Origin of the sequence: Pseudonocardia halophobica (genome assembly GCF_027922425.1) — a bacterium.
GTDB lineage: Bacteria > Actinomycetota > Actinomycetes > Mycobacteriales > Pseudonocardiaceae > Pseudonocardia > Pseudonocardia halophobica.
The window spans coordinates 145,795-157,229 of sequence record NZ_BSFQ01000015.1 but is presented as its reverse complement, the minus strand read 5'-3'; the positions used below and the strand labels follow the sequence as shown (position 1 = coordinate 157,229).

Annotated in this window: 10 protein-coding genes; 4 read left to right on the top strand and 6 right to left on the bottom strand. The window is 75.5% G+C overall.

The genetic code is table 11. The annotated features are described in order from the left end of the window. Nucleotides 1–253, bottom strand: a 253-nt coding sequence (locus tag PKE99_RS19035; RefSeq protein ID WP_271214896.1) for an enoyl-CoA hydratase-related protein, incomplete at its 3' end; no start/stop codon positions are given. A 122-nt stretch (nt 254–375) separates the two neighbouring features. Between PKE99_RS19035 and menD the strand changes: the two genes are divergently transcribed. The 4 genes from menD to PKE99_RS19015 all read left to right on the top strand — a co-directional run bounded on the left by menD (nt 376) and on the right by PKE99_RS19015 (nt 6,035). Beyond that, complete coding sequence (menD, locus tag PKE99_RS19030) at nt 376–2,043, top strand: 2-succinyl-5-enolpyruvyl-6-hydroxy-3-cyclohexene-1-carboxylic-acid synthase (protein WP_037047833.1); 1,668 nt, start codon at nt 376–378, stop codon at nt 2,041–2,043. Nucleotides 2,044–2,214: 171 nt separating this feature from the next. Beyond that, the gene (locus PKE99_RS19025; RefSeq protein WP_037047831.1) at nt 2,215–3,855 is read left to right on the top strand and encodes a PEP-utilizing enzyme; all 1,641 of its coding nucleotides are present in this window, start codon (nt 2,215–2,217) and stop codon (nt 3,853–3,855) included. 7 nt (nt 3,856–3,862) lie between these two features. After that, nucleotides 3,863–4,669 carry a PEP/pyruvate-binding domain-containing protein gene (locus PKE99_RS19020; protein ID WP_037047827.1) on the top strand — a complete coding sequence of 269 codons (807 nt, stop codon included), beginning with the start codon at nt 3,863–3,865 and terminating at the stop codon, nt 4,667–4,669. Continuing rightward, on the top strand, nt 4,662–6,035 hold the full coding sequence (locus PKE99_RS19015; RefSeq protein WP_037047823.1) for an MFS transporter: 1,374 nt from the start codon (nt 4,662–4,664) through the stop codon (nt 6,033–6,035). The genes PKE99_RS19020 and PKE99_RS19015 overlap by 8 nt, the downstream gene beginning before the upstream one ends. A gap of 100 nt (nt 6,036–6,135) precedes the next feature. On the opposite strand, the gene PKE99_RS19010 is transcribed toward PKE99_RS19015, so the two are convergent. The 5 genes from PKE99_RS19010 to PKE99_RS18990 form a co-directional block, all read right to left on the bottom strand. Then, the gene (locus tag PKE99_RS19010) at nt 6,136–7,221 is read right to left on the bottom strand and encodes a methyltransferase (RefSeq protein ID WP_051737688.1); all 1,086 of its coding nucleotides are present in this window, start codon (nt 7,219–7,221) and stop codon (nt 6,136–6,138) included. A gap of 31 nt (nt 7,222–7,252) precedes the next feature. Next, the gene (locus tag PKE99_RS19005; protein ID WP_231498275.1) at nt 7,253–8,641 is read right to left on the bottom strand and encodes an isochorismate synthase; all 1,389 of its coding nucleotides are present in this window, start codon (nt 8,639–8,641) and stop codon (nt 7,253–7,255) included. 10 nt (nt 8,642–8,651) lie between these two features. Then, a complete protein-coding gene (locus PKE99_RS19000; protein WP_051737687.1) occupies nt 8,652–9,878 on the bottom strand; it encodes an acyl-CoA dehydrogenase family protein in 1,227 nt (408 codons plus the stop codon). Between the two features lie 32 nt (nt 9,879–9,910). Continuing rightward, a complete protein-coding gene (locus tag PKE99_RS18995) occupies nt 9,911–10,516 on the bottom strand; it encodes a malonic semialdehyde reductase (protein ID WP_037047820.1) in 606 nt (201 codons plus the stop codon). Nucleotides 10,517–10,603: 87 nt separating this feature from the next. Further along, entirely contained in the window at nt 10,604–10,984 is a 381-nt protein-coding gene (locus tag PKE99_RS18990) for a hypothetical protein (protein WP_037047818.1), read from the bottom strand. Nucleotides 10,985–11,435 lie beyond the last annotated feature (451 nt).

Below are 11,435 nucleotides of genomic sequence, written 5' to 3'. Positions count from 1 at the left end.
CCTTGGGGGAGGGTCCGTTGCCGGTGAGCAGCACGGCGCCGACGTCGGCGGAGGTGCGGGCGTGTTCGAGGGCGGTGTGGAGCTCGTCGACGGTGTGTGGGCGGAAGGCGTTGCGGACCTCGGGGCGGTCGAAGGCGATCCGGACCACCCCGCAGTCCACCGCCCGGTGGTAGGTGATGTCGGTGAACGCGAACCCCGGCACGGCCGCCCAGGCCGCGGGATCGAACGTCTCGGACACGGAGCGTGATTCCAGGGTGGTCACGACCGGCACCCTAGAGCCGCCGTCGCACACCCGGACCCGTTGTGAGCGAAGGGGAACACAGCGGTTTCGGCGCCCACACGAAGCGCAACACCCGCCCGCCTAGCCTCCGGCGGGTGAACCCGTCGACCCTCCTCGCCCGCGTCGCCGTCGACGAGCTCGCCCGGTGCGGCGTCCGCGACGTCGTCCTCTGCCCGGGCTCGCGCAACGCGCCGCTCTCCCTCGCGCTCGACACCGCCGACGCCGAGGGCCGGCTCCGGCTGCACGTGCGCCTCGACGAGCGGGGCGCCGGCTTCCTGGCCCTCGGCCTCGCGCTGCGCTCCGGCCGGCCGGTCGCCGTGGCGTGCACCTCCGGCACTGCGGTGGCGAACCTGCACCCGGCCGTGCTCGAGGCCGCGCACGCCGGCGTCCCGCTGCTGCTGCTCACCGCGGACCGGCCCGCCGGCCTGGTCGGCACCGGCGCGAGCCAGACCGTCGCCCAGTGCGGGATCTTCGGGGACGCGCTGCGGCTCGAGGGCGTGCTGTCCGCCGAGGGCACCCGGCCCGAGGCGTGGCGCGCGACGGTCGTCCGGGCCGTGGCGGCCGCCCGGGGGACGCTGAGCAACGACCCGGGGCCGGTCCAGCTCGACGTCCCGCTGCGCGAGCCGCTGCTGCCCCCGCCCGACGACGACGGCGCCTTCCCGCCCGGGCGGCCTGCCGGCCGGCCGTGGTCCGAGATCCACTCCGCGCGGGTGGCGCTGCCGCCGCTGCGGCTCGATCCCTCCCTGCCGACGCTCGTCGTGGCCGGGGACGGCGCGGAGGACCGCGACGCGCCCGCCGACGTCCCGGTGGTCGCCGAGCCGTCGTCCACGCTGTGGGGCAGCGCGGTCCGCACCGGCCCCTGGCTGCTCGGTGCCGCCCTCTCCGGGGCCGCGCCGGAGCTGCTGCCCCGCCAGCTCGTCGTCCTCGGGCGGCCGACGCTGCACCGCGCCGTCCAGCGCGCCCTCGCCGACGAGCGCATCCGGGTGTTCGCCGTCCCGCCCGCCGCACGGCCGTGGTGGAACGACACCCAGGGCTCTGTCGTGCAGGTCGGGTCGTTGCCGCCGAGCCCGTGGGGCGACAAGGCCTTCGCCGCCCGGTGGCGGCAGGCCGACGCGGCGGTCCAGCGCGCGCTCGACGACGGCCTGGACACCCATCCCGTCGGAGCCATGCGACTGGCGCGCGAGCTCGTCCGGGCCGTGCCGACCGGCGGGCTGCTGGTCGTCGGGCCGTCGAGCCCGATCCGGGACGTCGCGCTGGCGGCGGCTCCGCGACCGGACCTCACCGTGCTGTCGAACCGGGGCGTTGCGGGCATCGACGGGGTGGTGTCGACGGCCGTCGGCGCCGCCCTGGCCCACGACGGACCCGCCGTCGCCCTCCTCGGCGACGTGACCCTGCTGCACGACGCCGGCGGCCTCCTCGCCGGCCCCCGCGAACCCCGCCCCGACCTGACGATCGTGGTGGCCAACGACGACGGCGGCAGTGTGTTCACCCTGCTCGAGCAGGGTGCGCCGGAGCACGCGCGCTCCTTCGAGCGGGTCTTCGGCACCCCGCACGGCACCGACCTCGCCGCCCTCTGCGCCGCGTACCACGTGGGCCACCGCCGGCTCACCGACCTCGCGCAGCTGCCCGGAGCGCTCGGCCGCCCCGGCCTCCACGTCGTCGAGGTGCCCGTGGACCGGGCGACCCGCCGGACCGGGCACGCCGCCCTCCGGGCCCGGATCGAGGAGGCCGCCGGGGTGGCGGGTCAGGTGGGTGTGCGGTGAGCAACCGCTCCTGGTGAGCGGGGCGACGAACGGACGGGCGAACGGGTGGTGATCCAAAGGTGAACGGGTGACGTAGCGGCGGTAACGGATCGCAATGCCGTACGAGTTCCTCTTGTCTGTGTCCGGGGTCACAGCCGTAGCCGCCGGGCCGGATCGGCGGAAGGAGTCCTCGTGGACGACGAGGCGTTCGAGCCACCCAACGACGGCACGTGGGAGCTGGACACGACCCACAACAGCAAGCCGATCAGCTGGTTCATGAGGTCGCCGCTGGTCTCCGGCTTCCCGCGCGGGTTCGCCGAGGGCCTGGCGCGGTACGGGCTCCTGATCGGCCGCTACGACGTGGCGGTGATCGGCGGGTTCATGTACGCACAGACCCTGCCCTTCGGCGCCGGCGGGACCGCGACATCCGAGCAGATGCAGTCCCGGGTCGCGACCTCGGCCCGGGCGTTCGCCGAGCGGTTCTGGCGGGAGGACCTGGCCCGGTGGGACGAGGTGGTCAAGCCCGGCGCCGTGGCGGCGCACCTGGCCGTCGAAGCGGTCGACCCCACGGCGTTGTCCGACGAGGAGTTGGCCGCGCACGTCGAGCGGTGCCGGGACCACCTCGAGACGATGATCGAGCTACACCACCGCTACAGCGCCCCGTCGCTGATGGCCACCGGGGACTTCCTCGCCGGTGCGCTGGAGTGGACCGGCGCCACCGCCGGGGAACTGATGGGGCTGCTGCGCGGAACCTCGGTTATCTCCACCGGCTTCGCCACCGTCGAGCTGGATGCGCTGGCGGACGTCGTCGCGGCGTCCGACAGCGCACGGGCCGTCCTCGCGTCGCCCGGCGACCCGCAGGCGATGCTCGACGCCCTCACCGCCGACCCAGATGCGGGCGCGGCCGCGCGGACGTACCTCGACGCGGTCCGCTACCGGGCGATCGACTACGACGTCGGTGAGCCGTGCGCGGGCGAGCTGCCGGCGATGCTGGTCGGCGCGATCCGGGCAGCCGTCGCGACCCGGAAATTCGGACCCAGCGGCGACGGGGACGCCGCCCTGACCGTCATACGCGCGCGGGTCCCCGCCGAGCACCTGGCCGAGTTCGACGACCGCCTCCACGAGGCACGGCTGGCCAACCGGCTGCGGGACGAGCGGGCCACGTACTCCGACGGATGGGCCGTCGGCCTCGCCCGCCGCGCCGTGCTCGAGGCCGGGCGACGGCTCGCGGCCCGAGGCACGCTCGCCGACCCCGCACACGCGGTCGACGCGGACGCCGCCGAACTCGTGGCGCTGCTGCGGGACGAACCGGGTCCGGCCGCGCAGGAGGTCGCCGAGCGGTTCCGACGGCGCACTACGCGAACCGTCGACGACGCCCCGGCGGTGATCGGGCCGCTGCCGTCGCCCCCTCCTCCGGTGGAGGAGCTTCCGGAGCCGGCCCGCCGCGCCGCGCTCGCCGTCGGCGCCGCGATGGTCAACCTGTTCGGGGTTCCGGACACCGCCAACTCCGCGACGGTGCTCCGCGGCCTCGCGGTCAACACAGGTGTCTACGAGGGCCCGGCCCGGCTGGTCGCCGACGGCACCGACTTCGACCGGGTCCGACCCGGGGACGTCCTGGTCACCCGCATGACCTCGCCGTACTTCACGGTCGTCCTGCCGCTGCTCGGAGCGATCGTCACTGACCGGGGCGGCCAGCTCAGCCACGCCGCGATCGTGGCCCGTGAGTACGGGATCCCAGGCGTCGTCGGGACCCGCGAAGCCACCCGGCTGATCCCGGACGGCGCGCGCGTGCGGGTCGACGGGACGACGGGCGAGGTGCGGTTGCTGAAGTGAGGGCGGCATGCTCCGGTTGACCCCGCTCGCGTGGGCCTCCGACCAGGCGGAGTTCGGCGGCAAGGCGGTGGCGCTCGGGGCGGCCGCCCAGGCCGGACTGCCCGTGCCGGCGGGGTTCGCGCTGTCCGTCGACGCCGTCGAGGCGGTGGTGCGCGAGGACCCCGAGGTCCTGGCGGCCCTGCACGACGCGTGTGCGGACGGCGGTCCGTGCGCGGTCCGGTCCAGCGCCGTGGGGGAGGACTCCGGCGCGGCCAGCTTCGCGGGTGCACACCGCACCGTCCTCGGGGTGTGCCGGCCCGAGGCCGTGGTCGCGGCCGTCCGGAGCGTGTACGCCTCCGGCGACGCGGCGGGCGCGCGCGCCTACCGGAGCCGGCTCGGCCTCGGCCCCTGCCGGATGGGCGTGGTGATCCAGGAACTCGTGCCGGCGGATACAGCGGGGGTGCTGTTCACCCGTAACCCGCTGACCGGCGCCACGGAGCGGGTGATCGAGGCGAGCTGGGGCCTCGGCGAGGCCGTCGTGGCCGGTCTGGTCGTCCCGGACCGGTACCGGCTCGACTCATGGGGCCGGGTGCTCGAGTTCGCGGCCGGGGAGAAGGACGTGGCGCTGCGCGCCGGCCCGGCGGGCACCGAGGAGGTCGAGGTCACCGGAGCGGCGGTGCACACGCTCTGTCTGGACGCCACGCAGCTCGCCGCGCTGCACGCACTCGCCGAGGCGTGCGACGCGGTCTACGGCACCGCGGAGCACGATATCGAGTTCGCCTTCTCCGACGGCGCCGTGTTCCTCCTGCAGCGGCGGCCGATCACCGGTGGCTGACCCCCGGGCCAGGCGGTCGCTCGGCGCGGCCCTGCTCGCCTCCTCGCTGCTGCCGCTGAACTCCACCATGATCGCGGTGGCGCTGCCCGACATCGCCCGCGAGTTCGCTCGCCCGCCCGGGACGGTCGCGCAGGCCGTCGTCGCGAGCTATCTCGTGGCCGCGATCGTGCTGCAGAGTCCGGGCGGCAAGCTCGGCGACCGCCTCGGCCACCGGCGGGTCCTCGCCCTCGGCGAGGTGCTGATGGCCGCCGGCGCCGTGCTCGGGATGGTCGCCGGATCGCTCGGCGTGCTCGCGGTGGCCCGCGTGCTGATGGCCGCCGGCGGGGCCGCGGTCGTGCCGACGACGGTGGCGCTGCTGCGGATCGAGCTGCCCCCGGAGCGCCGCGGCCGGGCGTTCGGCCTGTTCGGTGCGATCATGTCGCTGGCGGCCGGTGTCGGTCCGGTAGTGGGCGGCGAACTCGTGCGGGCCTTCGGCTGGGCCAGCATATTCGCGGTCAACCTGCCCGTGCTCGCGATCGTGGCGCTGCTCGCGGCCACCCGCAGGAGGCGGGAGGCGGACCTTCGGGACGGCTCGCGGTTCGACGTGCTCGGCAGCGTCCTGCTCACGGTGACGCTGGCCGCGCTGGTCCTGGGCCTGGAGGCGAGCGGGACGCTCGCCGCTGTCCTCCTGGCCACGTGCGCCGTGCTCCTCGTGCCGTTCGTGTGGTGGGAGCGCCGCGCCGCCGACCCGGTCGTGGCCTTCGGACTGTTCAGATCGGTGCCGTTCACCGCGGGCTCACTGCTGGTCGCGCTGCAGAACCTGGTGACCTACACACTGCTGTTCGAGCTGCCGCAGATGCTCGGCGCCCTGCTCGCGGTCGACTCCGCGGGGACCGGCCGGCTCCTCGTCGCGATGACGGCCACTGTGATCCTCGCGTCCCTGGTCGCCGGGCGGCTCACCGACATCGTCGGGCCGCGGCCGATGGCGGTCGGCGGGGTCGTCGTCTGCCTCGCTGGGGTGGGCCTGCTGGCGGCGGGGGACCTCTCGTCGCTGAGGCAGCTGGTGCTCCCGCTGGCCCTGCTCGGTCTCGGGGTCGGACTGGCCACGCCCGCCGCGCAGGCCGCGTCGCTCACGGCTGTCGCGCGCGAGCACAGCGGTGCCGCCGCCGGGATCGGATCGACGATGCGCTACCTCGGCGGGGTCGTCGGTGTCGCCGTGCTCGGGCGCCTGGTCGACCTCACCGGCGACCGGTCCGTCGTCCTCGGGCAGCACCGGAGCGTCCTCACCGTGTTCGCCGTGGCGCTGGTCGTCAGCCTGGCCTGCGCGGCCGCCCTGCCGGGGCGGTCGGCAGCACGGAAGCCGGCCCGGACGCCGAACGGCCGGTGACCGGATGCAGAACGGGGCGGGAGCGCCGCCGCTCCCGCCCCGCCCGATCCCCTGTCGGTCCTCGTGTCCCCCAGGCTGCCCGCCCGGCCCCGGTACCGGGTCAGGCTCCCTGGTCGTCCGACCCCGGGACGGCCTCCAGGACACTGACCGGGGACGCCGTGGGCACCACCCGCCGCAGCCGCAGGCCCGCCCGCGCGAGCAGCCGCCGGTACTCCTCCTCGGTGCGCTCGCGGCCGTGGGTGAGGGTGGCCATGAGCAGGTCCAGGGTCCGGCCGGGGTGCGGATCGTCCCCGGCCGGCAGCACGTTCTCGACGACCAGCAGGCGCGCGCCCGTGGTCATGGCGGCGGCGACGGTCCGCAGGATCCGGACGCAGTCGTCGTCGGTCCAGTCGTGGAGGACGTAGGAGAGCAGGTAGGCGTCCGCCCCGCGGGGGACGCTGTCGAAGAAGCTGCCGCCGCTGACCTCGGCCCGGTGGGCGAGCCCGGCCCGCCGGAGGGTCCGCTCGGCCCGGGCGGCGACGTCGGGCAGGTCGTGGACCACGCCGCGCAGGTGGGCGTTGGCCTCGAGCAGGGCGACGGTCAGTCCGCCCGTGCCGCCGCCGACGTCCACGACGGTCCGGGCCCAGCCCAGGTCGTAGGCGGCGGCCACCGCGCCGTACTCGCCGCCGTGGATCGCGACCATCATCCGGTCGAAGGAGGCGGCCAGCCCGGCGTCGGCGCGCAGGTTCTCGAACCAGGTGCGCCCGTGCGCGACCTCGGGGCCGGTCCGGCCGCTGCGCACCCGGTCGGGTAGTGCCTCGAGGCAGCCGAGGACCGTCGGACCCTGCATCATCAGCACGAGGTCGCGGGTGGCGCTCGGGTGCCCGGGCAGGAGCATCTCGCCGGTGTCGGTGAGCGCGAAGACCTCGTCGGACCCGGTGCCGCCCAGCGAGCGCAGCAGCCCCGCGCTCGCGGTGCCGCGCACGACCTGGTGCAGCGGTTCGGCGGTCACGCCCAGCACGCGGGCCAGCTCGGCGCAGCTGCGCGGGCCGTGGGCGAGCTCGTCGACCACCCCCAGCTCGACGACGGTGTAGATCGCCCGGGCCAGGAAGGCCTGGTGGACGGTCGCCAGCACCGAGCGCGGGGCGTGGGCGGGCGGGGCCGGGAGACCTGCCGTGGTGAGGGCCGGGTCGGCGGCGGCTGTCACGGGACGGACCTCCGGTGGGTCGGGAACCGGCTCAGGAGCCGAGCGCCTCGGTGACGGCGCGGAGCTTGGCGGCGGTCTCGGCGAGCTCGAGATCGGGATCGGAGTCGGCCACGACGCCGCAACCGGCGAACAGGCGGGCGGTGCGGCCGGAGAGCTGGGCACAGCGCAGCGCGATGCCGAGCTCGCCGTCGCCGTGGGCGTCGACCCAGCCGACGGGGCCGGCGTAGCGGCCGCGCTGCAGGCCGACGCGGCCCTCGAGCTCGGCGATCGTCGCCGCCGCGAGGGCCGGCGGGGTGCCGCCCACGGCGGCGGTGGGGTGCACGGCCCCGGCGAGGGCCAGCACCGACGGGTCCTGCAGCGGGTCGAGATGGCCGCGGACGTCGGTGGCGAGGTGGGTGACGGTCGGCAGCCGCAGCAGGTGCGGCCCGTCGAGCTCCAGGCGGCTGCAGGAGGGGCCGAGGGTGCGGCAGAGGGACTCGACGGCGAACCGGTGCTCCTCGCGGTACTTCCCCGCGGCCAGCACCTGGTCCTCGGTCCCCTCTGCGCCCGGCCAGGTCGTCCCGGCCAGCACTCGCGACTCGACGACCGCGCCGGACCGGCGGAGCAGCAGCTCCGGGGTGGCGCCGACGAGCCCGTCGACCGAGTAGGTCCAGCACCGCGGATTGCCCGCGGCGAGGGTCCGGACCAGGAACCGGGGATCGACGGGGCGCCCGAGGCGGGCCACCACGTCCCGGGCGAGCACGACCTTGTCCAGTGGCCCGTCGGCCATGCGCGTGACGGCCTCGGCGACCGCGTCGCGGTAGGCGGCGGCGGACATCGCACCCGGCGCCCAGTGCGCGGGACCCGGCCGGCGCACCGGCGCGGGGCGCTCGTCCGGGCCGAGCCGGGCCGGGTCTCCGGCCACGTCGCCCCAGGGGGCGGGGTGGCCGGCCACGGGGCCCAGCTCGGTGATCCAGCACCGTCCGCCGCGCCGTCCGACGACGACCCGGGGAACGACGAGCACGGAGCGCTCGCCGCCGCGGGTGCGGGTCCGCCCCAACGGTCCGTCGCCGAAGGCGAAGGACGCGAAGGCGACGGGTCCGGTGCCCGGCAGGCCCACCTCGTCGTGGACCTCGATCCGGGCGGCGAGGGCCCGCCACACGGCCTCGGCGTCGACGAAGCGGCCGGGACCGCCGGTCTCCAGGGTCGTCGTGCGACCCCAGGCCACGAGCCCCTCGCCGCCGCGGACCCAGGACAGGGCGTCGGCGGCGGTGGGCAGCAGGCCGACCAGGTCACCCGGGTCGGCGATCTCGCGGGTGGTGCAGCGCAGGCCGGCGGGGACGGGCCGGGCGCGGGGGATTGCGGCGCGGGTGTCGCGGGCCGCGAGGTCCCGCGAGCCCAGGGCCGCGTCGGTGGCGGTCAGGGCGCTCTCGGTGGTCACGAGGGGCTCCTCAGATGAGCGTGGCGATCGACGGCTCCACGCCGAGCAGCGCGCGGCCGTAGATCTCGGTGCCGGTGATCGGGTTGGCCACCGCGTGCCGGCTGGCGGCGTGCATGTCGCGGACGGTGGCCTGCAGCGGGTTCGTCTCGGCGAAGGCGGAGGCGCCGTAGCAGCTGACGAGCTGGTCGAGGGCCTCGCGGCACTGCGCGGCGACGTGCCCGGTCCAACCGCGGACCCGCGCCCGGTCCGCCGTCGAGGGGCGGGTCCCGGTGCGGGCCCACCAGTCGACCTCGCGGCCGGCGTGGTGGGCCAGCGCCCACATGGCGTCGATCGTCAGCGCGGCCTTCGCCACGGCGGTCTGCACCCCGCCGGACTCGGCGGCGCGGGAGTAGGTGGTGAAGGTGAGGCCTTTGGTGCCCGAGGTGGCGAGCACGACGTCGAGCGCCGAGGCGGCCATGCCGAGGTAGACGGCCATCATGTGGGTGGACAGCGTCGGCATCAGCGGCGAGCGGTGCCGCCAGGAGGCGCCGTACGAGCCGGGGAACCGGCCTTCGAGGGCCGGGCCGAGCCGCAACACCCGGTGCTCGGGGACGAACGCGTCGACGGTCTCGAGGGTGTCGCTGCCGGTGGCACGCATGCCGATGGCGTTCCAGCTGGCCGTGACCGTCAGCTCGCTCATCGGGATCAGGACGCTGGCTCGGGTGGTGGCGCCGCCGGCCCTGGGGTCCTCGGCCAGCGGGACGCCGAGCAGGGCCCAGCTCGCGTGCCGGCACCCGGAGGCGGGCAACCACCGCCCGCGCACCCGCCAGCCGCCGGGCACCCGCTCGCTGGTGGAGCTGGGGTTGAACACCGCGCACACCGAGGTGTCCGGGCCGGCGGACCAGACCTCCTGCTGGGCCCGCTGCTCGAGCATCCCGACCAGGAAGTCCGCGCAGGAGAGGATCATCGTGACCCACCCGGCGGCCGGGTCGGCCGCGGAGATCCGTGCGGTCGCGTCGATCACCGTGGGTGTGTCGGTCTCCAGCCCGCCGAACCGGCGCGGGACCCAGGTGCGCAGCTGGCCGGCGTCGGCCAGCGCGGCGACCGTGGCGTCGGTCAGCTGGCGCCGGGACTCACCGATCGGGCGCTGCTCGGCCAGCAGCGGCGCGACGGCCGCGGCGCGCGCGACCGGGTCGATCGGCTCGGGGGTGCGGCCCGCGCCGCTCGGCGCGTCGACCGGGAGCGCGGTCGTGGTCACGGGAATCCTCCTCGTCCGGCGGGTGGGCGTCTCTACAGCGAGGTGACGACCTGGTCGAAGTCCGGTCGCGGCAGCCGCGGGTACGGGCTCTCGCCCGCCGGGCGGCCGGCGATCAGCACCAGCGCGGTGTGCAGGCGACCCTCGGGGAAGAACTCGGCGTCGACGCCCTCGCGGTCGAAGCCCGCCATCGGGCCGACGCCCAGGCCCGCGGCCCGCAGCCCGAGGATCAGGTAGCCGGCCTGCAGCGCGGCGTTGTACTCGGCGGTCCCGGCGCGCAGCGCGGGGTCGGCGAAGTAGGCGTCGGCGTCGACGAACGGGAACAGCGTGGGCATGTGCTCGGTGAAGGCGTGGTCGGCGGCGAGGACCAGGACCAGCGGCGCCGCGGCCGTCTTCTCCCGGTTGCCCTCGGCCATGTGCAGCAGCAGCCGGGCCCGCGCGCTCTCGCTGCGCAGCGCCAGCACCCGCAGCGGGCAGCAGTTCATCGAGGTGGGGGCGGCGCGGACGAGGTCGTACACCGCGTGGAGGAGGTCGTCGCCGACCGGCTCGTCGGTGAAGGCAGCGACGGTCCGCGCGTCGCGGAACAGCAGGTCCTGCGCGGCCGGTTCGAGGACGAGGGTCTCGGTCAAGGTGCTGGTCATCGCGGCGCTCTTCCTGGGTGGGATGTACGGGGGCTCCCCGCCCCGCGCGGCACTGCACGGGGCGGGGGAGAGGGGTGAGGGCCCGGATCAGACCTGCGGGTAGCCCTCGCCGATCGGGAACTCGTCCGGGATCGGCGCCTGGCCGGTCATCATCTCGACCATGTGGGTGTGGATGCCGACGTACTCGACCGGGTCGGACGTCGCGAACGGGATGTCGTTCTCGACCAGGCTGTGCTGGTAGTGGTACTGGCCCCAGTGCGCCACGAAGCCGTCGACGACGTGCCCGACGACCTCCTCGACGGGGGCGGCCGGGTTGGCCGTGCCCTCGGCCGGCTCCTTCTCGGGGACCGAGTGGCCCTCGTGGGCGGACGCGGTGCCCGCGGCGACGGCCGACAGGGCCATGACGCCACCGGCGACGAGCACGCCGGCCTTCCCGGCGCGACGCAGAACGCTCTGGCGCTCGGACATGTGTGTCTCCTTCTGACTTCGTGGGGAACGAACCGAGGTGCGGCCGACGCCCGGATCGGGGTCCCGGGCGGAGCGGGGAGCCCTGCCGCCCCCGGCTGCCACTGAGCGAAGCAGCAGGACCGTTGCGTTCGGTGGGGCCGCAGTTACGCCGCGGTTAATCGCGTTTCCTTCACCCGATTGTGGCCGTTCGTGTCGAGGGCGTATCGCTCCCCTCACCGGCCGATCCGGGAAGGTGTGAGCACGTCAGGGAAATGCGACCGGAGCATCGGTGCTGGTCGGCATACGCTGTCGCACAACGGTTGCGAAGGCGAGGTTCGCCAGCGAGCCTCGATCACGAATCGGATTCCGGTCGCGTGAGCGAGTGTTGACGAAATGGTCACGGGGCACGACTTGTGCGAATCTCGGGGGGATGGTTCTAGTCGTTCCGCAACCGTCGACGCGCATTCCGGGG